Genomic DNA, 21,475 nt, shown 5'->3' on the forward strand with positions numbered 1-21,475 from the left:
GATCAGGCGGCGTAGTCACCCGGGTCGTCGGCCAGGAGCCGGTTGACGCCGAGCGCCGACCGGTCGATCACGACGCCGTCCTTGATGACGTCGCGGATCTTGCGGTAGTTCTCCGGAGCCGCCAGCGGATCGGCGTCCAGGACGACCAGATCAGCGGCCTTGCCCGGCGTCACAGTGCCGTAGAGATCGCCCTTGCCGTAAGCCTGCGCGATGTAGGCGCTGGACGAGCGCAGCACCTCCATCGGAGCTAGCCCCATCTCCCACGCCGCCTTGATCCACAGGAAGTGGCCGCTGCCGATCTGGGTCGGCATGTCGGGCACCACGTCCTCGAGGATCCCCGGCCGGAAGCCTGCGTGGTTCTTGACCCGCTGCCCGTAGGCGAACGCGTCGGTGGTGCACAGCACCCTCGCACCCCGCTCGATGAAGGTCTTGTCGTTCTGCTGGGAGATCTGCTTGCCCTTGGCACGGTCGGGCCTGGTGGAGTTCATCCACTCCATGTAGCGCTCGGTCGCCATCAGGGTCATACAGGGCAGCTGCTTCTCGACGATCTCGGCCATGAGCTTGTCCGGGATCGGCGTCTTCCCCGTGTGATCTGGGTGTTGAAGCAGGTCGTTGCCCGCTTCAACCTCCATGCGCAGCGACTCCACCGACGTCGTATGTGCCTGCACGAGCAGTCCCTTCTCGTGGCAGACATCGACGATCCGCTTCTGGGCCTGCTCGGAGAAGAGCAGGAAGCCCTCGGAGCGGTGGTCGGAGGCGGCGTACTTGATGAAGTCCACGCCGGTGTCGTCGATGTACTTGGCGACCGCCTCGCCGATACCGTCGATGGTCAGCTGGATCAGGTTGGATCCGCAGCCGACCTCCCAGATCTGGTTGATCCGGTCCACGGTGGCGGGCTCGAAGGTGAGACCGGACTTGAAGAAGTCCTGGGACAGCGGCCCGTTGAGGCCGATGATGTTGCCGGCGCAGAAGAATCGCGAACCGGTCCGTTTGCCGGCGTTGATCCCGTCCCGGGCAGCGATCAGCGGAGCCGCCGGCCCCCAGGTGTCGAAGACCGTCGTCAACCCGTACTTCAGGGCGAGCTCGGCAGCTTCGTAGGCCAGATCGTCGTAGCGGCCCTCGTACTCGAGCAGGGTGTCCGGCGTCCGGGCCGACACCAGATGGATGTTCGCATCCATCAGACCGGGGATCACGTAGGCACCGGTGACATCACGAATCTGGGCGTCGGCCGGCACCTCGACAGAATCTCCGGGACCGGCCGCGGTGAACTTTCCATCCGCAATAACGATGGTCGCATCAGTGACCGGATCCGCTCCGGTTCCATCGATGAGAGTGGCGTGCTCCAACGCCAGGACTTCCGACATGAAAGCTCCTAAGAATGGGTGTGATGTGTCACACGTTAGTGTAGGATCACGATCCATTGCAATGAGAAACAAGCCTGTAACAAGGAGTAAACACCAAAGTCATTGCTTGGCGGATAGCGTCAGCACTGGAGTGACATGTCACATCGCGTGCGATTTTCTATGCCGCGGACACGGCCTCCCCTATGCGCTATTTCCGTCGGGATTCGTACGAGATGAGGACCAGATCATGACCCGTCTTCGCAAGCTCGTCGTTGCCTCCGTGGCATCGTCAGCACTGTTGTTGGCCGCCTGTGGAGGCGGCGGGGACACCGGTTCGACCGGTTCCGGTGTCCAGGGATACATGAGCGCCAAGGGTGGCTACGCGCTCTACACCGGCACACCGAAGAAGGGCGGCACGGTCACGATCTTCAGTGCCGTCGACTTCGCCCATCTCGACCCGGCGCTGGGCACCGGCGGCGACGTGACCAACATGATGAGCCTCATCTACCGCCAGCTCACGGGCTACAAGTACGACTACAAGACCCAGAAGCAGACCCTGGTGGGAGACCTGGCGACCAGCGCCGGCACCTCGAGCAAGGGTGCGACGGTCTGGACCTACCACCTGAAGAGCGGCATCGCCTTCCAGGACGGGACCCCGATCACCGCACAGGACGTGAAGTTCGGGATCGAGCGGGCGATGGATCCGCAGTTCTCCGGCTCGAGCGACTACATGAAGCAGTACCTCAAGGGTGCGTCGAAGTACCAGGGCTACTTCAAGGACCCGAAGGGCCTCGACTCGATCAAGATCATCAATGACACCACGATCGAGTTCGACCTGAACCAGCCCGTCGCAGGCTTCGGCTACATCCTCGCCCAGCCGTCGACGACGCCCTTCCCCGTCGGCAAAGTGAGCACCTCGACACAGATCGACAAGAGTCCGATCGCCAGCGGGCCGTACGAGATCAAGAGCTTCGTCCACTCCCAGAAGCTGGTGATGGTTCGCAACCCGCACTGGAACGCCAAGACCGACCCGATCCGTCCGGCCTACCCCGACAGCTTCGAATTCGTGTTGAACCTCGACCAGAACACCATCGACCAGCGACTGCTCGCCGGCCAGGGCAAGGACGTCGACGCTCTTGCTTCCAGCACCAACCCGATCCTCCCTTCGGTAATCCCGCAGCTCAACCAGAACCCACAGCTGAAGGCCCGCACCGTCCACGACCTGGCCGCCTGCACCTGGTTCCTCTCCTTGAAGATGACGGCGAAGCCGCTGAACAACCTCAAAGTCCGGCAGGCGATCAACTACGCCGTCGACAAGACCTCGGTCGTCAACGCCACTGGCGGCCCGGACTTCGCCACTGTCGCGGACGACATGGAGTTGCCGAACACACCCGGACGGACCGACTTCAACCTCTATCCGACCCCGGGACACAACGGTGACCCGGCGAAGGCCAAGCAGTTGCTGGCCGAGGCCGGCTACCCCAACGGTGGCATCACCCTGACCATGGACGTGCGCGGTATCCCTCAGTGGCAGGCGCAGGCCGAGGCGGTCCAGGCCTCACTGGCCAAGGCAGGTATCAAGGTCAAGCTCAACGTGATCGACGCGGCCAACTTCTACCAGGTGATCGCGACGCCGAGCCAGCAGCACGACATGACCATCTCCGGATGGTGCGCGACCGGCTGGAACTCCGGGCTTCCGTTGCTCCGTCAGCACTTCGACGGTGACACGATCACGTCGACCGGCAACGCCAACTACTCGATGCTGAACGATCCGAAGATCAACGCGGCACTGGAGTCCGCGCAGAAGCTGACCGACGAATCGGCGCAGGACAAGGCCTTCGGAGAGGCCAACGAGCTGATCATGAAGGACGCACCGCTGGTGCCGCTGCTGCGCGAGACGCCGTTGCAGATGGTCGGATCGAATGTGGGTGGGGCGTTCGCTCACGAGAACACGACCGGCTACATCGGCTACGAGGATCTCGGCCTGATCGATCCGGGGAAGTGACGTCGTGGCGGTCTCACTCTCCGGCACGCTCGAGGGCGGCCTGGCGGACTCTCCGGAGGCCGCCGGCGCCCGCGGGCGCGCACTTCGGACCTTCCTCCGCAAGCCGTCCGTAGCGCTCTCGGTCGCGTACTTGATCTTGATCGCGCTGATGGCGATCTTCGCGCCGGTGCTGTCGAAGATCACCGGCAATGACCCCTACTCCTTCAACGAAACCGCGCTGGACGCCGCGGCCGGCGGCATCCCACTCGGACACTTCGGCGGGATCAGCGCTCAACATTGGTTCGGTGTCGAGCCTCAGAAGGGGCGTGACATCTTCATCCGGATCGCCTTCGGCGCCCGGGTCTCGATGCTGATCGCCATCTCGGCGATGCTGATCACGACTGCACTCGGCGTCTCGCTCGGGATGATCGCCGGCTTCTTCGGTGGCCGGGTCGACCAGGTCATCTCGCGGATCATGGACTTCCTGATGGCCTTCCCGGCCCTGATCTTCATGATCGCCGTACTGTCGGCGATTCCACAGGGCAACCGTCCACTGCTCCTTGTCGTCGTGCTGAGCGTCTTCCGGTGGCCGGCGACGGCCCGGATCATCAGGGGCCAGACGATGTCGCTGGCAAACCGTGAGTTCGTCGAGGCGGCCAGGGCGTCCGGCGCCGATCGGCTGAAGATCGTCTTCGCCGAAGTCCTACCGAATCTGTCCGGCACCGTGATCGTGATGGCCACATTGGCTGTGCCGGGATTCATCGCCACCGAGGCCGGACTCTCCTTTCTCGGTGTCGGTGTCACCCCTCCGACACCGTCCTGGGGCCAGATGATCGCACTGGCGGTCCCGTGGTACTCGACCGATCCGATGTTCTTCGCGATCCCCGGCATGTTCCTGTTTCTCACGGTCTTCTCCTTCACCATCCTCGGAGACAACCTGCAGCGCTGGGCGACGGGAGCCACGGCATGACTCTCCTGCCTTACCTCAGCAAGCGATTCCTGGCGTCGGTGATCACCCTGCTGGCCGTGATCTTCCTGACCTTCGCGGTGTTCTTCTGGCTCACCCCGGATCCGGCCGCCAACATCTGTGGTCAAACCTGCACGCCTGACCAGATCCACGCGATCCGGGAGCAGCTCGGACTCAATCAGCCCTTCCTCAAGCAGTTCTGGGCGTTCCTGGCCGGCATCTTTGCCGGCCGCGCGTACGGAGCCGGTGCGACAGCGGTTCAGTGCTCCGCACCGTGTATCGGATTCAGCTTCCAGTCCGGCACGAACGTACTGACCACGATCATCTCCAGGCTTCCGGTAACCATCTCATTGGCTGCCGGCGCGGCGGTGCTCTGGCTTCTGGTCGGGATCTCCGGCGGCATGATCTCAGCGGTCAAGAAGGGCACCTGGTGGGATCGCGGCGCGATGATGGTCTCGCTCGGCGGCATCTCATTGCCCAACTACTTCGTCGCATTGGTCCTGCAGTACCTCCTGGTTGTCAAGCTGAAGCTGTTGCCCTTCCCGACGCTCGTGCCGTTCAGTGAGAATCCCTCGGGTTGGTTCAAGGCGTATCTGATGCCGTGGATCGTGCTGGCTCTGATGTACGCCGCGACCTACGCCCGGCTGATCCGGGCGAACATGTTGGACACGATGGGAGAGAACTTCATGCGGACTGCCCGGGCGAAGGGCCTGGCACCGGCACCGATCCTGTTCCGGCACGCTCTGCGGCCCTCCCTGACACCGGTCGTGAGCCTGTTCGGCGTGGAGTTCGCTACCCTCCTCGGTGGCGCGCTCATCACCGAGACAGTGTTCGGGCTGAGCGGGGTCGGCAAGCTCGCCTACGACGCGATCCAGTCCAATGACCAACCGGTGATCATGGGTGTAACCCTCGTCGCGGCCTTTGCGGTGATCATCGCCAATCTCCTGGTCGACCTGGCCTACTCGGTCCTCGACCCACGGGTCCGGGTGGCGAGCCGATGAAGCTCACCACGGCACCCGAGCCCGATGGCCGGATCGGTGCGATGCTTTCCGTCGAGGGACTGACGGTGACCTTCCCTGCACTCGGATCCAGGGTGATCGATGACATCAACTTCACGATCGAGAAGGGCAAGACGATCGGGCTGGTCGGCGAGTCCGGATCCGGCAAGTCGATGACCTCGCTCGCGATCATGGGACTGCTCCCCGAAGGTGCTGCAGTCGAAGGCTCGGTCTCGTACTGGGGCGAGCAACTGCTCGGCAATCCCGACAGTGCCATGCGACGGCTGCGCGGCGATCGGATCGCGATGATCTTCCAGGATCCACTGTCGTCGTTGAATCCGTATTTCACCGTCGGCTTCCAGATCGCCGAGGCCTACCGGACTCACCGTGGTGGAAGCCGGCGACAGGCACGCGGCGTCGCGGTCGAGGCGATGAGACAGGTCCGTATTCCCGACGCCGAGCGCCGCGTCGACCACTATCCGCACCAGTTCTCGGGCGGCATGCGTCAACGCGTGATGATCGCCATGGCGCTGGTATGCCAACCCGATCTGATCATCGCCGACGAGCCGACGACAGCTCTGGACGTCACCGTGCAGGCCCAGATCCTCACCCTGATGTCGGACCTCCAGGACAGCACCGGAGCAGGAATGCTGTTCATCACCCATGATCTGGCCGTGGTCAGCGACGTCGCCGACTCCATCGTCGTGATGCAACGCGGGAAGACGGTCGAGCAAGGGACAGCGGAAGCGATCTTCTCCTGGCCTGAAAGCGACTACACCCGCGCGTTGCTGGCGGCGACGCCACGCCTGGACGACATCGTCGACCTTCCCGAACCCCTGCGAGGCACGCGATGAGCTTCGATGACCACACACCACTGCTCCGGGTCCAAAATCTGGTCAAGGAGTTCAAGCAATCGGCGCGCAAACAGTTCCGGGCCGTTGACGATGTCGGCTTCGATCTCAGCCAGCGGGAGACCCTCGGCGTCGTCGGAGAGTCCGGCTCCGGGAAGTCGACGACCGCCCGGATGGTCGCGCGCCTGATCGACCCGACATCCGGTTCGATCGAATTCCAGGGCGAGGATGTGACCACCCGCACAGGTGCTGCCCTGCGACACTTCCGAGGTAACGTCCAGGTGGTCTTCCAGGACCCGTACTCCTCGCTCAATCCGCGGCATACCGTCGAACAGATCATCTCCGCCCCGCTCCGATACCAGGGCCGCAAGGTCAGCGGCGGCTACCGCAAAGCGGTGAAAGAGGCGATGGACCGCGTCGGTCTCAACCCCGATCACTCCGCCCGCCACCCCATGCAGTTCTCCGGCGGTCAGGCCCAGCGCATCGGGATCGCCCGAGCGCTGGCAGTCGAGCCGAAGCTGGTGATCTGCGATGAGGCCGTCTCCGCGCTGGATGTGTCCGTCCAGGCCCAGGTTCTGGACCTGCTGCGCGATCTCCAACGAGAGCACGACTTCAGCTACATCTTCGTTGCTCACGACCTCGCGGTCGTCCGCCAGATCGCCCACAAGGTCGCCGTGATGAGCGCCGGCCGGTTGGTCGAACAGGGACCACGCGACGCGATCTTCGACAATCCACAGCATGAATACACCAGGACCCTGCTCTCCGCCGTCCCCAGGATCAACCCGGAGTGGGAGTCTGCCCGGAAGTCCCGGGATGAAGGAAACCTCACTGCCAGTTCAGGCAACTAGAAAGGATCTCCATGTCCAACCCTTCCGACCTCGTGCCTGTTGTGATCGAGACAACGCTCGGCAGCATCGAAGTCACGCTCGACGCCGGTGCAGCGCCGATCACGGCCACCAATTTCTTGTCCCACATCGACAAAGGTCTTTACGACGGTGGGCGGATGCATCGCACCGTGACCATGGAGAACCAGTTCGACCGTGGCGGCAAGACGTCCGATCCCAATGTCCCCATCGAGGTGATCCAGGGTGGCGCCGATCCGGAGAGGCTCTCCGAGCCGCCGGAGCCGATCACTCTGGAACGCACGCGAGACACGGGCGTCAAGCACATCGACGGAGCGATCTCGATGGCCCGCGGGGCGGCGGACTCGGCCAAGGAACAGTTCTTCATCTGTGTCGGCGACCAGCCGGCCCTCGACTTCGGTGGATTGCGGAATCCGGACGGGCAGGGCTTCGCTGCCTTCGGGTACGTCACCGCCGGCATGGAGGTCGTCCATGCCATCCACGATGCTCCGCACCAGGGCCAAAGCCTGGAGCCGGCGATCGCGATCACGAAGATCATCCGCAAGTAGCCGCACAGCTGCGGCGTCAGGTGCTCCGCGGTCGGCGCAGCAGGCTGGTCGTGCCGACACTGGCCAGGATGATGCAGCCGATCGCGATCCACTGCGTCGGCTCGAGGAATTCGCCGATCACCACCATCCCGGCCAGTGCGGCGGCCGCCGGCTCCAGGCTCATCAGGACGCCGAAGACTCCGCGGGGAATCCGGCGCAGCGCATTCAGCTCCAGGCTGTAGGGGATCACCGAGCTCATCAGGGCGACCATCACGCCGATGATCAACAACTTCGGATCCAGCAGCCTGGACCCCGCCTGCAAGATCGCCGGCGCCGCCAGACCGATCGCGCCCACGACGCTGGCAACCGCAAGCCCCGAGATCCCCGGCCAGCGGCGGCCGGTCTCGGTGCTGAGCAGGATGTAACCGGCCCAGCTCGCCGCAGCCGCCAACGCGAAGAGCACACCCGGCACATTCAGTCCACTCGGGGTGAAGCCGAGCAACGCGACGCCGGCAGCGGCGAGGACCACCAAGATCACGTCCACCGCCCGACGGGACGCGACGATCGCAACCCCCAGCGGGCCGAGGAATTCGATCGTCACCGCGACTCCGAGCGGGATCCGTGCCATCGCGTGATAGATGCTGAAGTTCATGATCGCCAGACAGCAGCCGAACGCGAACGCGACAACAAGATCAGTACGGCTGCGTCCGGTCAGCCGCGGCCGCGCGACCGCAAGCAAGATGATCGCCGTACACAGCAGCCGGAGCCAGACGAACGCCGTCGGCGGCAGTGATCCGAAGAAGTCCTTGGCGATCGCTGCCCCGACCTGCAGCGAGATGATGCCCGCGATCACCAACAGCGGCGCGGGAATCCGCCGCACCAGCACACCGGGCCATCGCATCCACTCACCCTAACGAGCAGCCTCAGCCGGATGCCGCCCGCTCCGCCGGTCGAGACGTGACTGTGGCAGGGTGGCGACATGCCGACGATCAGCGCGCTCGACAACGTCACTCCGGTCGCAGACTCCGACCTGAGCGTGATCAACGCCGTGATCATCGACGGCCTCGGCCACGACCCGGTTGCCGGCTCGATCCGGATCGAGGCCGGCCGGATCGTCGAGATCGGTACCGAGGTCACTCCCGGCGACCAGGTGCTCGACGCGCAGGGCAGCACGGTCCTGCCCGGCCTGATCGACGCGCATTGTCACGCCTTCGCCACGCATCTGACCGGGCACGGCAACCTGCCGATGACCTATGTCGGCCTGATGGGCGCCCGCCGTCTGACCGGAGCACTGCGACGCGGATTCACCACCGTCCGCGATCCTGCCGGCGGTGATCCGGCCTTCGCCCGGGCCGGTCGCGAGGGACTGTTCCCCAGCCCGCGTTACCTCTACACCGGAGCGCCGATGAGCCAGACCGGTGGCCACGGCGATCCGCGGAGCCCGGAGAGCACGGCCTGTGCGCACGACACCGGGATTGTCGACGGCGTGGACAACCTGCGTCGCGAGACTCGCGAACGCTTCCGCCAGGGTGCCCATGCGATCAAGATCATGACCTCCGGCGGAGTGATCTCGCCGTCGGACCCGATCGCGATCCCGCAATACTCGTCAGAGGAGATCCGTGCCGTCGTTGACGAAGCGATCCGCCGGGGCAGCTACGTGATCGCCCACTCCTACTCCGCCGATTCGGTTCGGCACTCGGTGATCAACGGCGTCCGCAGCATCGAGCACGGCAATCTGATCGACGCCGCCACCGCTGCGATCATGGCCGAGCACGAGGCTTTCCTGGTGCCGACCTTGATCGCGTACGACGCCATGGCTCGGCGCGCGGCTGATCTTGGCCTGCCGCCCGTCTCGATGCAGAAGAACGACGAGGTGCTGACCTCAGGACAGAATGCGATCGCACTCGCCCGCGATGCAGGCGTCCGGATCGGCTTCGGATCCGACCTGATGGGCGAGCTCGAGGACGAGCAGTTGGGTGGTCTGCGATTGCAGTCCGAGGTGCTCGGCATCCTCGAGACGATCAGGTGTGCCACCTCGACCAACGCTGACCTGATCCAGCGTGATGATCTTGGCCGGCTGACGCCCGGCGCGATCGGCGACCTGTTGATCACCGACGGCAATGTTCTGGACGACCCTGCGGCGCTGTGGGATGACAGCCGGCCGCGTACGGTGATTCGGTCCGGTCAGGTAGTCGTCGCTCCCTGAGCCTGTCGTCGCTCCCTGAGCCTGTCGTCGCTCCCTGAGCCTGTCGGAGGGCGGGGCTTCGACAAGCTCAGGGATCGTGGACGCCTCAGGGATCCGGGACGCGAAAGAGCCCCGATGATCATGATGATCATCGGGGCTCTCCGCTACGAACTACCGCAGGTTACGACGCCTGCTCGCCCGAATCGTCCGCACCGGCGGTGACGCCGACCGGGGTGTCGGGCACCTCGGCCTTGCGCGTACCGGTGAAGGTGAACGGCAGCTCCGAACCTTCCGGAGCGACATCGACGACCACGATCTCACCGGGCTTCAGCTCGTCGAAGAGGATCTTCTCGGCGAGGATGTCCTCGATGTCACGCTGCAGCGCACGGCGCAGCGGACGGGCACCCAGCACCGGATCGTAGCCGCGCTTGGCGATCAACGTCTTGGCCGCCGGCGTCAGCTCGATGTCCATGTCCTTGTCCTTCAGCCGCTCCTCGGTCTCGCTGACCAGGAGGTCGACGATCCGCTCGATGTCCTCCAGCGACTGCTGGTGGAACACGATGATCTCGTCGACACGGTTGAGGAACTCGGGACGGAAGTGCTGCTTGAGCTCGTCGGCGACCTTCGCCTTCATCTTCTCGTAGCTGCCCTCGGCGTCATTGGCCTGGGAGAAGCCCAACGACACGCTCTTGGCGATGTCGCGGGTGCCCAGGTTGGTGGTCATCACGATCACCGTGTTCTTGAAGTCGACGACCCGGCCCTGGGCGTCGGTCAACCGACCTTCGTCCAGGATCTGCAGCAGCGAGTTGAAGATGTCGGGGTGGGCCTTCTCGATCTCGTCGAAGAGCACCACCGAGAACGGCTTGCGGCGCACCTTCTCGGTGAGCTGGCCGCCCTCCTCGTACCCGACGTAGCCGGGCGGGGAGCCGAACAGCCGGGAAGCGGTGTGCTTCTCGGAGTACTCGCTCATGTCCAGCGTGATCATGGCGTCCTCGTCCCCGAACAGGAACTCGGTCAACACCTTGGTCAGGTAGGTCTTGCCGACGCCGGACGGACCGGCGAAGATGAACGAGCCGCTGGGCCGCTTGGGATCCTTCAGACCCGCACGCGTACGCCGGATCGACCGCGACAGCGCCTTGACCGCATCGTTCTGGCCGATGTAGCGCTTGCCCAGCTCCTCCTCCATCTTGAGCAGCCGGCTGGACTCCTCCTCGGTCAGCTTGAAGACCGGGATGCCAGTGGTCGTGGACAGCACCTCGGCGATGATCTCCTCATCGACCTCGGCCACCGCGTCCAGGTCACCCTGCTTCCACTGCGACTCACGCTCGGCCCGACGGGCCAGCAACTTCTTCTCGTCGTCGCGGAGTCCCGCAGCGCGCTCGAAGTCCTGGGCGTCGATGGCGGCTTCCTTCTCCAGGCGAACGGCTGCGACCTTCTCGTCGAAGTCCCGCAGGTCCGGCGGAGCCGTCATCCGGCGGATCCGCAGCCGGGCGCCGGCCTCGTCGATCAGGTCGATCGCCTTGTCCGGCAGGAACCGGTCGGAGATGTAGCGGTCGGCCATCCGGGCCGCACCGACCAATGCCTCGTCGGTGATGGTGATCCGGTGATGGGCCTCGTAGCGATCCCGCAGCCCGCGCAGGATGTCGATGGTCAGCGCGATCGACGGCTCGGCCACCTGGATCGGCTGGAAACGACGCTCCAGAGCGGCGTCCTTCTCGACGTACTTGCGGTATTCGTCGAGGGTGGTCGCACCGATGGTCTGCAATTCGCCGCGGGCCAACATCGGCTTCAGAATGCTCGCGGCATCGATCGCTCCCTCGGCTGCACCGGCGCCGACGAGGGTGTGGATCTCGTCGATGAAGAGCACCACATCACCGCGGGTCTTGATCTCCTTGAGCACTTTGCGGAGCCGTTCCTCGAAATCACCGCGATAACGAGAACCGGCGACCAAGGCGCCGAGATCAAGGGTGTAGATCTGCTTGTCCCGCAGCGTCTCCGGAACGTCACCGCGGACGATGGACTGCGCAAGTCCCTCGACAACGGCTGTCTTTCCGACGCCGGGATCTCCGATCAACACCGGATTGTTCTTGGTGCGCCGGGACAGAACGGTCATCACCCGTTCGATTTCTTTCTCCCGGCCGATGACCGGATCAAGCTTGTTCTCCCGGGCCGCCTGGGTCAGATTCCGGCCGAACTGGTCCAGAACCATCGAGGACGACGGCGCATTGCCCTGTTCGGGAGCACCGGAAGTGGCGGCTTCCTTACCGGAGAATCCGCTCAGCAACTGCAGGACAGTGCTGCGGACCCGATTCAGGTCGGCACCCAGCTTGACCAGGACCTGGGCGGCAACGCCCTCGCCCTCACGGATCAGGCCGAGCAGAATGTGCTCGGTCCCGATGTAGGAATGATTGATCTGCAGCGCCTCGCGCAGGCTCAGCTCGAGTACCTTCTTGGCGCGCGGGGTGAACGGAATATGCCCGCTCGGGCTCTCGTGGCCGTGGCCGATGATCTCCTCGACCTTCTCCCGCACCGCTTCGAGCGAAATACCCATGGACTCCAGCGCCTTTGCGGCGACTCCCTCACCCTCGTGGATGAGGCCGAGCAGGATGTGTTCGGTGCCGATGTAGTTGTGATTCAGCATCCGAGCTTCTTCTTGGGCCAGGACGACGACCCGGCGTGCCCGGTCGGTAAAACGCTCAAACATGTACTAGCTCCTCGCTGTGATGCGACTCGACCCGGTGCCTTGGGTGGTACGGCTTCCGCCTGAGGTCCGGGTCTGATCACCTCAACTCTAGTCGCCACACCGGGCCGGAGTCCGGTGATGACCCCCACTGGGATGCCGCGGCTTCCACCGGCCGGCTGCCGGTCGAAGATCACAGCCGCCGGGCGATCGGATCCGGTCCCGGCCGACACTGGGTCAACGGGCCCCGACCGTGGGCGGATTCCGACCATCGCTGAGAGCTGAAATCCCTACTGAGGAGGGGTTTCGCGGCGCCGGTAGCCCGGCATCCCGCTGCCCGGTCAGAGTCCTTGGACCCTCGCCGTCGATGGGTTCACCCGGCCCGTTAGGCCCGGCTTCGGATGCCGACCAGGGGCGGGCCGTTCGCTCTCGGCGCAACCTCCCGGCCAGCCCGTGCGCGACCGACCCTGCGCCGGCCAGACTCGTACGCTTCCGGAATGCTTCTCAGTCGTCGGCGTCAACAAGGAACCCAAAGGCGACTTCCCAGACGGTCTCTGATGGCAACTCACGATGCGTACTTCTGATCCTCGGTTCTGATCTTCGGTTCTGATCTTCGCCTCCGACCGACAACTGATCGCGATTCGTGGTCCGGAGTTCGGCATCGCGGCTATTACCGCCGCGCACCGGTGCCGAAGCTTGATCAACTTGTTGCGACTAGCACGCAAACCGCCACCGGTTCTTGTGCTGCTCACTGCCTAGCCGCAGAGAATCCACAAGAATGACCAAAGGGTGGCATTATCCTCTCGGACAACACCACCCCTGTTGATCAAACAACCGAACGAATAGCGTGCTATCCGTTTGCCTTGGCGTAGGCCTCCCGGACCTCGGCGGGAACCCGCCCACGGGACGAGACCTGATAACCGTTTTCCTGCGCCCAGGCGCGGATTTCCGCGGAGCCGGGACCTGCTGCCGCACGGACCGTGCGACGGCCACGACGACCACCGGTTTTGCGTGCCGCGGCGACCCACGGCGCCAAGGCATCGCGGAGTTTCGACGCGTTGGCGCTGGACAAGTCGATCTCGTAATCGGATCCGTCCAGCCCGAACGCCACCGTCTCGTCAGCTTCCCCGCCATCGAAATCATCTTCGAGAATGATTTGAACGCGCTGTGCCATCTTCTAAACCCTCCCACCGAAGTGTGTGAATTCCCCGGCTGAAGACTAGCGTATCGGTACACAAATGCCTGCATCCGACATTTCGATTTCTCTGAATCCCCGCCACTTCGCCATCCGACGGCGCTCGACTGCTTTCCCGTCCGGTGAGAAGTCGCACGGCGGCCGCATCCGGCAGGATGGTCGGGTGCGCAGTGCATCAGATTCCGCCCCGAGCCGTTCATCCGGATCTGCGATCAGCTGGCAGCGCGCTTGGCACAGGGCATCGGTCGGGCGGGCCGGTTTCTGGCAGCATGAACGACCCCGCGAACACTTTCGTACGGCTTCGGGGGGCACCGGCCTGCTGGCTGAGATGGTTCTGACAATGCTCGCCGGCCGGCCGGACATTTCGACCGTGGTGGATATCGGCGCCGGCGACGGCCGGCTGCTGGCCGAGATCGGCATCCGGGCACGCCAGCTGCGGCTGATCGGTCTCGATCTGCGGTCGCCGGAGCCGGCGACCCTGCCGGTGACCTGGTTGCGGGGCTGGTGGGATGTCGAGCGGGAGGCCTGGACCGCCGCAGACTCGGGCCGGACCACACCGCTGACCGACGTCCTTCCGACCAGTGATCCGCTGGCGATCGTCGCCGCGGAATGGCTGGACGAGCTGCCCGCGGTGGTCGCCGGACGCGGCCGGGATGGTGCGCAGGAGACCTGGCGGGAGATTCTGGTGCAGGGCGATGGCCAGGAGCTGCTCGGCGGCCCGGTTGCCGAACCGGACGCGGAGTGGCTCGACCGCTGGTCGCCGGAGTCCGCGCGAGCCGAGTCCGGAAGGTCGCGTGACCGCGCTTGGACGACGCTCCTGGACTGCCTGCGACCCGCAGGCGGCCTGGCGATCATAATCGACTACGGACATCAGCTGGACGAGCGGCCCGCTCGCGGCACTCTGGCCGGCTATCAGCACGGCCACCCGGTCTCCCCGCGACCGTCGTCGGCGATCAATCTCACCGCCCACGTCGCGGTGGACAGCGTACGGGCCGCCGGCGAGGCGGCCGGCGCGCGGACCGAGCTGCTGCTCCGCCAGCGCGAGGCGGTCCGCAGGTTGCTTCCCGACCCGCCGACGGAGGCTTCCGACACACTGGCCCGGTTGCAGCTCGCGAGCGAGCGCCGGTTGTTGGCCGACAATCTCGGTGATCATTGGTGGCTGGTGCAGTCGGTCGACCCGAAGCGTTGACGGGCCCGGATTTCAGGAAGGATGGGATGGTGCAGGATTCGACGGCCCAGGATTCGGTCCCAGGGACCCGGCCACCGACGAGGGTGTTGATCGGCTCGCCTGCCGTCGGCCTGGTGGCCGATCCGGCTCCCGGCGGGGTCGTGCTCCTCGACCTCGGCGCGGACCATCCGAGCCGGGCGGGCCTGTTGGAACTGCGGGTCTGGCCCGCCGCCGACGACCCCGCCCGGGTCGGCCGGGCCGAGGTGATCGTCGGTGCCATGCACCGCGGGGCCGAGAAACTGTACGAGGTCCGCGACTATCGCCAGATCCTGATGCTGGCCGACCGGCACGACTGGCAGGCGCCGGCAGCCGCCGAGTTGGCGATCGCGCTGGCCTGCGAGCAGCTGCTAGGGCTCGAGGTGCCGGTCCGAGCCGTCTGGCTGCGTACGCTACTGGCCGAGCACACCCGGATCGCCAGCCATCTGGGGTTCCTCGGCTACCTGTGGACCCGCAGCGGACATGAGTCACCGGTTCCGCAGCTGCGGGAACTGCTCCGCGCGCAACTGCAGTCGCTGACCGGCAACCGGGTGCATCCGATGATCAACAGGCTGGGCGGACTGGCCACCGACGCCGATGATGATTGGCTCGACGACGAGCTCGCGGCGACCGGCGCGGCGGTCGCGATCGCCGACCGGGCCGACGAGTTGATCATGGACCTGGAAGGCGCTTCCGATCGGATCCCGGCGCTGACCGCGGAGCTGGTCAAGGCCTACGGCATCAGTGGTCCTGCAGCCCGGGCCGCCGGAGTTGATCTTGATCTCCGCAGCCGGCAGACCTACCTGGCCTATCCGCAACTGCAGCCGGAGCTCGCGACGGCGGCACCGTCGCCCGACGGGTCGGCACGGAGCCGGCTGGCCATCCTGGCCGCGGAGGTGCGGAGCAGCGTACGGATCGTCGCGGTGTGTGCGGACCGGTTGCGTACGCTACCGGGACCGGTGAGCGTACGGCTGGGCAAGATCGTCAAGCTTCCCGAGGGAGAGGTCTATCTGGCGACCGAGGCGCCGCTGGGCACGGCTGGCTGCTATCTGGTCTCGCGCGGGGAGAAGACGCCCTGGCGGCTCAAGCTGCGGACGCCGAGCTTCAACAACGTGGCTGCGCTCGAGGCGCTGCTACCGGGCTGCCCGATCGACGACCTCGAGTTGCTGATGGCGTCCTGCGGCTATGTCGTCGGCGACATCGACAAGTAGCTCTTCGACAAGGCTCAGGACCTTCCCGACAGGGCTCAGGGACCCGGATCAGGCCTGCTTGCGATCCAGATCGGCTTCGTAGTTGGGCAGCGGCGCCTCGATGGCCCGCATGTCGACCACGGTCGGGTGATCGGAGGCCGTCCACAGATCCTCGGCCTCATCGGCCTGGACTGCTTCGGCGCTGTCGCCCTGCAGGTGCCGCGGCAGCCCCTTGACCTCGGTGTAGGGGGCGTCGATCGCCTCCAGGTCGAGGTCGGCGCGCAGCATCTGGATCTCGATGTCGCGGGATCGTACGGTCTCACGCAGGCCGGCGATCGTGACCTCGCGGGACTTGACCTGGCCGCGCAGCCGGGCATTGTCGCCGGTCAACTCGGTGACCTTGGTGTTGAGTTCGCCGATCCGTGCCTGCTGCTTGATCGCCCGGTCGGCCGCGGCCTGACCGCGATCGGTGAGCACCTGGACGACCTCGGCATTGCGGGTCCGCTCGGCGGTCAGCGCGGCCCCGTGATCCTTGGTCATCGACAGCAGTTTGGCCGCATGCTCGCGACGCACCTGCCGGATGTGCTTGAAGGCCAGCACGACGGCGACCACGGCGGTGGCAATGGCCAGGCCGATCCCGACGCGTACGGCCAGCAGCGGTCCGAAGGCGGCAGCGGCCGACAACACGGCTCCGACGATCAGCACGATCTGGCTGGCGCGCAGCAGCCGCGGCATCCGGGCATTCCGACGAGCGGACGGGGCAGAACTCACAGAACAGAATCTAGTCGGCCGGGCGCCGCGGCGAGGCATCGGCACGCGGTTCAGCTGTGATCGTTCTCACCGTGGGACGAACTGTCTGGACCTGAGGGGGAACCGGGCCCGGATCGACCCTTCGGGCTGCGCTTGTCGGGCGGCACCAGGCAGGCCCGCTCGATCCGCAGCGAGGCCAGCATCACCCCGATCCCGCCGACGATCGCGACAGCTGACCGGATCACCCGTTCGCGCGGAGCGTCGGTGGACAGGTCGGTGAGGAAACGAACGGCGAAGCCGAAATAGCCGCCGGCCATCAGCGCACCGACCACCGCTGCGGCCTTGCCGAGCGCGAGCCAGGCGACAGCCTGCCGGTCCGGGATCCGCAGCCGGTTGACCTGCAGACGCAGGTGCAGCACGTAGGCGATGCAGACCAGTACGGCGGCCGCGGCCAGCAGTGTGATCGGGCCGGACCAGGCCACCCGCAGCGGTACGCCGTCGCGGCCGGTGACGGCCACGATCGTCCAGCCGATCAGGGCGCCGATCAGCGCGGCCACCACCAGGACGGTCGGACTCGTACGCCTCAGGTTGCCCTGCGGGCCGCGGTCACCGCCCTGCGGGTCATGATCGCCTGGACCGCCGGGCTCCTGTGGCCCGCCGGACGGCCGGTGCAGATCGGGGAGGTCGGGCAGGGTCAGTCACCCTCGATGGCCAGATCGTCGCGGCGTGCAACGCCGTCACTGCCCACGTGGTCCAACAGCGGCGCGATCGGGCCGTGGCCGGGCAACTCCGCCGCCGGGTCGATCTCGGCCCACGGGACGAGCACGAAGCCGCGTTCGTGCGCCCTGGGATGCGGCAGGGTGAGGTCGTCCTGGTTGGTCTCGGCATTACCGACCATGACCAGATCGACGTCCAGGGTGCGGGATCCGTGCGGCTCGGTCCGGTCGCGACCGAAGGCGTCCTCGATGGCCTGGGCGCGCTCCAGCAGCGTCCGGGGCTCCAGGGTGCTCTCCGTGACGATCACGATGTTGAGGAATGCCGGGGTGTCATCGGGCATGCCCACCGGTGCGGTCTCGTACACCGATGAGATGTCGACGACGATCACGTCCGGGGTGTCCTTGATCGCGTCGACGCCGCCCTGCAGATTGGCCAGCCGGTCGCCGAGGTTGGAACCCAGCGAGAACACCACCTTGCGCAGGGGCTTCATCCCGCTCAGAGTGTCGGCGTCGATGGCATGCGGATTGGGGCTACTCACTGATTCGGCTCCTTGTCAGCGTCACGGCCACATCGGCCACGTCGGCGTTGATCGGCGCCTCGGGCTTGTGCACGGTGACCTCCACCGTCTGCACCCGTGGTGACGCCAGGCAGGTATCGGCAATACGTCCGGCAAGTGCTTCGATCAGATTCAGCGGTTCACCCTCGATATCGGCGACCACGGCCTCGCTCAGCGATCCGTAGTCGAGGGTGTCCTGCAGATCGTCGCTGCTCGCGGCTGCACCGAGATCCACCGAGCACACGACATCGACCACGAATCGCTGACCGCGTTCGCGCTCGAAATCGAAGACTCCGTGGTGTCCTTGGGCGGAAATGCCACGCAGGCTGATCCGGTCCAGGCCCTGCATGTCACCTCCTCCGCTCGCGGTGTCAGCCTAGTCAGTCAGTCCTAACCAAGACCGGGCGAGTCTTGCACAGCAGACCGACGCTTGGGAATCCGAGCTACCGGTATCCGGCACTGTTGCCTAGTGTCGGCTGAGCCGCTCAACCACGGCGATCGCGTCCCGACTGGCCCGTACGGTATGCACCCGAACCGCCCACATCCGCTGCAGCGCCGCCCAGGTCGAGAGCGCCGCCGTGGCGTCGTCGCGGCCTTTCGGCGGCCGTGGCGTGCCGTCCGGATCGGCGAGCAGGGTGCCGAGAAAACGCTTCCGGGACGCGGCGAACAGCAACGGACGGCCGAGGCCGTGCAGCACATCGAGGTGCTGCATCAATTCCCAGTTGTGATCGCCGGTCTTGGCGAATCCGAAGCCGGGATCGAGAATCAGCCGGTCCTCGGCAATCCCGGCGGCGATCGCCGTGTCGGCCAGCCGGGCCAGCTCGTCGCGGACCTCGGCGACGACATCGGCATAATGCGCCCTGGACTGCATGTCGGCCGAATGCCCGCGCCAGTGCATCTGGACGTAGGCGCTGCCCAGCGCGGCGGCGACCGGGATCATCGCTGGATCGGCCTGTCCCCCGGATACGTCGTTGATCAGCCGGGCTCCGGCCTTGTACGCCTCCTCGGCCGTCCGCGCCCGCATGGTGTCCACACTGATGGCCACCCGGCCGTCGCGTACAGATTCCTCGCCGGCCAGCTCGCGGATCACCGGGATCGTCCGGCGCAGCTCCTCCTCGGGATCCACCCGTACGGCGCCGGGACGCGTCGACTCGCCCCCGATGTCGATGATGTCGGCGCCCTCGGCGATCAGCTCGCGGCCGTGGCGTACGGCCGCCGCGTGATCGAAATAGCTGCCGCCGTCGGAGAACGAGTCCGGGGTCACATTGATCACCCCGATCACCAACGTTCTCCCCGGTGCGGGCAGTCCCGGGACGACCAGCAGCTCACTCACCCGGTCACCCTAATGGCTGGGTGCCCGCCGCACCGTCGCCGCTTCACCTCCGCCCCGCCCAACCCGTCCTCGCTTCCGTTCCGTCCCTTGTAATCGGGCCTCGCTTCCCGCCGGCGCGCCCGCTTCTCGGGCAACGGAAGCGAGCGCATGGACGTGAGGCGAGGATGGGCCGAACTGAAGCGGGAGCGGCTGCGGGCCTGCCCGAATTCTCCCGCCGGTATCGGTCTGTCCACAGCCGCGGAGCATCTCGAAGCGTCATCCACAGATTCGCGATCGGATGAAACACTGCAGCGCGCCAGACCCAGTGTGAAGGTGTGACCACTTACACACTCACCCGCGATCTGCTGGCCTCCGGGAACTCCACCAAGGACGTTGCTCATCTCGTACGGGAGCATCAACTCCAGCACCTACGTCGCGGCGCCTACACGGAACCGGCCGACCTCAAGGTGGAGCAACGCCATCGGCTGCTCCTGGAATCGACCATGGCCATCAGTGATGGTAAGTCAGTAGCCAGCTTCGGGTCTGCAGCCGTCGTCCACGACCTTCCCGTGTTCGGATCATCGACCTCCAAAGTGCACATCACACGGAGCAGGACGGCCGGTGGACGGAAAGGAACTATCGTCCATCAACATGTCGCCGAGCTCAGCGCCGCCGACATCTGCGAAGTCGACGGCCTGCTTGTCACGACGGTAGCGAGAACTGTCGTGGACTTGGCCCGCACCGTTCCACTGGCCCACGGCGTGGCTGCCGGCGATCGGGCACTGCGTCTCGGCCTCGAGTTGTCGGCGCTCCAGGCCCAACTCGAGTCGGCGAAGGGCCGTCACGGCATCGACCGCGCTCGCCGGGCCGCGACGCTGCTGGACGAGCTCAGCGAATCACCCGGCGAATCCATCAGCCGGATGGTCTTGCACAGCGCCAACTTGCCGCGCCCGGAGTTGCAGGTCCAGTTGCTCGATCGCAGGGGCAGGTTCGTTGCCCGCCCCGATTTCCTCTGGCGTGAGTACGGCGTCGTCGGTGAATTCGACGGCAAGATCAAATACCAGAAACTGCTTCGGCCCGGCGAAACCGTGGCCGACGTCGTCCTACGGGAGAAGCAGCGCGAGGAGCGAATGCGTGAACTCGGGCTGATCGTGATCCGATGGGTCTGGGATGACCTGTATCACCGACCGGAGGAGTTGATTGAACGAATCCTGCATGCCTTGCGGATGGGAACTCCGTACGCGGGTGTGAGCCGCCGCTGACACCCCCATCGGTCCTCGCTTCCCCACCATGCGCTCGCTTCCCGGGCAACAGAAGCGAGGAGACGGGCGTGAAGCGAGGACGGGATTTGGGGAAGCGAGGGGCGGCCAGACCGAGACAGGGAGAACCGCTAGGAGGTGATCAGGCTCATCGCCTCGGCGCGGGTGACGGGGTCCCGCATGCCACCGCGTACGGCGCTGGTGATGGTCTTCGAACCGGGCTTCTTCACCCCGCGCATGATCATGCACTGGTGCTCGCACTCCAGGACGACGATCACGCCGCGGGGTTTGAGGGTCTTGACCAGTTCCTCGGCGATCTGGGTGGTCAGCCGCTCCTGCACCTGCGGCCGCTTGGCGTAGACGTCGACCAGCCGGGCGAGCTTGGACAGCCCGGTGATCCGGCCGTTGGCACCCGGGATGTAGCCCACGTGCGCGACGCCGGTGAAGGGCAGCAGATGGTGCTCGCAGACGCTCCACACCTCGATGTCCTTGACCAGCACCAGCTCGTCATGGCCGAGGTCGAAGGTGGTCGCCAGCACCTCGGCCGGGTCCTGATGCAGGCCTGCGAGGATCTCGGCGTACGACTTCGCCACCCGCTCAGGGGTGTCGCGCAGGCCGTCCCGGTCCGGGTCTTCGCCGATGCCGATCAGCAGTTCCCGGATTGCGTTGACGACCCGTTGGTGGTCGAATCCGCCGGCGTTGCCCGGCCCGAGCTTGGCACGGCCGACCATCGGCTGATGACCGTCGGTCTCCGCCTCGGGCTGAGCACCGGAGGCCGCATCGATGGTCACGACTGCTGGTGACCCTCGCCATTCTGGCCGTCCTGGGGCGGCTGGTATTGGCTGTCCGGACCCGGGTTGTACGGCGTCTGCTGGCTCTGCGGGGGCTGGGGGC

The 21,475-nt window shown here is 65.8% G+C and carries 20 protein-coding genes; 10 read left to right on the forward strand and 10 right to left on the reverse strand.

Annotation, left to right across the window (positions count from 1 at the left end):
- Positions 1-2: 2 nt before the first annotated feature.
- Positions 3-1,364, reverse strand: coding sequence for an amidohydrolase family protein (locus IEY07_RS08475; RefSeq protein WP_188894748.1), 1,362 nt, complete (start codon positions 1,362-1,364; stop codon positions 3-5).
- A gap of 226 nt (positions 1,365-1,590) precedes the next feature.
- On the opposite strand from IEY07_RS08475, the gene IEY07_RS08480 reads away from it, so the two are divergent.
- From IEY07_RS08480 to IEY07_RS08505, 6 genes are read left to right on the forward strand one after another with little or no spacing between them, the layout of a single operon-like run.
- A complete protein-coding gene (locus IEY07_RS08480; protein WP_188894749.1) occupies positions 1,591-3,348 on the forward strand; it encodes an ABC transporter substrate-binding protein in 1,758 nt (585 codons plus the stop codon).
- A 4-nt stretch (positions 3,349-3,352) separates the two neighbouring features.
- Entirely contained in the window at positions 3,353-4,297 is a 945-nt protein-coding gene (locus IEY07_RS08485; RefSeq protein ID WP_229669859.1) for an ABC transporter permease, read from the forward strand.
- Positions 4,294-5,295: an ABC transporter permease gene (locus IEY07_RS08490; protein WP_188894750.1), complete on the forward strand. Its 1,002-nt coding sequence runs from the start codon at positions 4,294-4,296 to the stop codon at positions 5,293-5,295. Before IEY07_RS08485 ends, IEY07_RS08490 begins: the two co-directional genes overlap by 4 nt.
- On the forward strand, positions 5,292-6,146 hold the full coding sequence (locus tag IEY07_RS08495) for an ABC transporter ATP-binding protein (RefSeq protein ID WP_188894751.1): 855 nt from the start codon (positions 5,292-5,294) through the stop codon (positions 6,144-6,146). Before IEY07_RS08490 ends, IEY07_RS08495 begins: the two co-directional genes overlap by 4 nt.
- Positions 6,143-6,991 carry an ATP-binding cassette domain-containing protein gene (locus IEY07_RS08500; RefSeq protein WP_188894752.1) on the forward strand — a complete coding sequence of 283 codons (849 nt, stop codon included), beginning with the start codon at positions 6,143-6,145 and terminating at the stop codon, positions 6,989-6,991. Before IEY07_RS08495 ends, IEY07_RS08500 begins: the two co-directional genes overlap by 4 nt.
- Positions 6,992-7,002: 11 nt before the next feature.
- Positions 7,003-7,554, forward strand: a complete 552-nt coding sequence (locus IEY07_RS08505; RefSeq protein ID WP_188894753.1) for a peptidylprolyl isomerase — start codon at positions 7,003-7,005, stop codon at positions 7,552-7,554.
- A gap of 16 nt (positions 7,555-7,570) precedes the next feature.
- On the opposite strand, the gene IEY07_RS08510 is transcribed toward IEY07_RS08505, so the two are convergent.
- A complete protein-coding gene (locus tag IEY07_RS08510; protein WP_188894754.1) occupies positions 7,571-8,434 on the reverse strand; it encodes an EamA family transporter in 864 nt (287 codons plus the stop codon).
- A gap of 78 nt (positions 8,435-8,512) precedes the next feature.
- Here IEY07_RS08510 and IEY07_RS08515 point away from each other — a divergent pair, with 78 nt between their 5' ends.
- Entirely contained in the window at positions 8,513-9,739 is a 1,227-nt protein-coding gene (locus tag IEY07_RS08515; protein ID WP_188894755.1) for a metal-dependent hydrolase family protein, read from the forward strand.
- Positions 9,740-9,899: 160 nt separating this feature from the next.
- On the opposite strand, the gene IEY07_RS08520 is transcribed toward IEY07_RS08515, so the two are convergent.
- A complete protein-coding gene (locus IEY07_RS08520) occupies positions 9,900-12,422 on the reverse strand; it encodes an ATP-dependent Clp protease ATP-binding subunit (RefSeq protein WP_188894756.1) in 2,523 nt (840 codons plus the stop codon).
- Positions 12,423-13,248: 826 nt separating this feature from the next.
- Positions 13,249-13,572 (reverse strand): histone-like nucleoid-structuring protein Lsr2, encoded by a 324-nt coding sequence (locus IEY07_RS08525; RefSeq protein WP_188894757.1) that lies wholly within the window; start codon positions 13,570-13,572, stop codon positions 13,249-13,251.
- A gap of 391 nt (positions 13,573-13,963) precedes the next feature.
- Here IEY07_RS08525 and IEY07_RS08530 point away from each other — a divergent pair, with 391 nt between their 5' ends.
- Together IEY07_RS08530 and IEY07_RS08535 are read left to right on the forward strand one after the other, a co-directional pair.
- A complete protein-coding gene (locus IEY07_RS08530; RefSeq protein ID WP_188894758.1) occupies positions 13,964-14,782 on the forward strand; it encodes an SAM-dependent methyltransferase in 819 nt (272 codons plus the stop codon).
- 29 nt (positions 14,783-14,811) lie between these two features.
- Positions 14,812-16,008, forward strand: a complete 1,197-nt coding sequence (locus IEY07_RS08535) for an NADH-quinone oxidoreductase subunit D-related protein (RefSeq protein WP_188894759.1) — start codon at positions 14,812-14,814, stop codon at positions 16,006-16,008.
- A gap of 48 nt (positions 16,009-16,056) precedes the next feature.
- Here the strand turns inward: IEY07_RS08535 and IEY07_RS08540 are convergent, their stop codons facing one another.
- From IEY07_RS08540 to folP, 5 genes are all read right to left on the reverse strand, one after another.
- Complete coding sequence (locus IEY07_RS08540) at positions 16,057-16,758, reverse strand: hypothetical protein (RefSeq protein ID WP_188894760.1); 702 nt, start codon at positions 16,756-16,758, stop codon at positions 16,057-16,059.
- A 50-nt stretch (positions 16,759-16,808) separates the two neighbouring features.
- Positions 16,809-17,294 carry a DUF3180 domain-containing protein gene (locus IEY07_RS08545; RefSeq protein WP_188894761.1) on the reverse strand — a complete coding sequence of 162 codons (486 nt, stop codon included), beginning with the start codon at positions 17,292-17,294 and terminating at the stop codon, positions 16,809-16,811.
- Positions 17,295-17,431: 137 nt separating this feature from the next.
- The gene (folK, locus tag IEY07_RS08550) at positions 17,432-17,992 is read right to left on the reverse strand and encodes a 2-amino-4-hydroxy-6-hydroxymethyldihydropteridine diphosphokinase (protein ID WP_229669860.1); all 561 of its coding nucleotides are present in this window, start codon (positions 17,990-17,992) and stop codon (positions 17,432-17,434) included.
- Positions 17,985-18,359: a dihydroneopterin aldolase gene (gene folB, locus IEY07_RS08555; RefSeq protein WP_188894762.1), complete on the reverse strand. Its 375-nt coding sequence runs from the start codon at positions 18,357-18,359 to the stop codon at positions 17,985-17,987. Before folB ends, folK begins: the two co-directional genes overlap by 8 nt.
- A gap of 117 nt (positions 18,360-18,476) precedes the next feature.
- A complete protein-coding gene (gene folP, locus IEY07_RS08560; protein ID WP_444543319.1) occupies positions 18,477-19,334 on the reverse strand; it encodes a dihydropteroate synthase in 858 nt (285 codons plus the stop codon).
- A 323-nt stretch (positions 19,335-19,657) separates the two neighbouring features.
- On the opposite strand from folP, the gene IEY07_RS08565 reads away from it, so the two are divergent.
- On the forward strand, positions 19,658-20,584 hold the full coding sequence (locus tag IEY07_RS08565; protein ID WP_188894764.1) for a type IV toxin-antitoxin system AbiEi family antitoxin: 927 nt from the start codon (positions 19,658-19,660) through the stop codon (positions 20,582-20,584).
- Between the two features lie 128 nt (positions 20,585-20,712).
- Here IEY07_RS08565 and folE read toward each other — a convergent pair whose 3' ends face one another.
- Positions 20,713-21,312, reverse strand: coding sequence for a GTP cyclohydrolase I FolE (gene folE, locus IEY07_RS08570; RefSeq protein ID WP_188894872.1), 600 nt, complete (start codon positions 21,310-21,312; stop codon positions 20,713-20,715).
- Between the last annotated feature and the right edge of the window lie 163 nt (positions 21,313-21,475).

Origin of the sequence: Microlunatus endophyticus (genome assembly GCF_014646195.1) — a bacterium.
Classification (GTDB): domain Bacteria; phylum Actinomycetota; class Actinomycetes; order Propionibacteriales; family Propionibacteriaceae; genus Microlunatus; species Microlunatus endophyticus.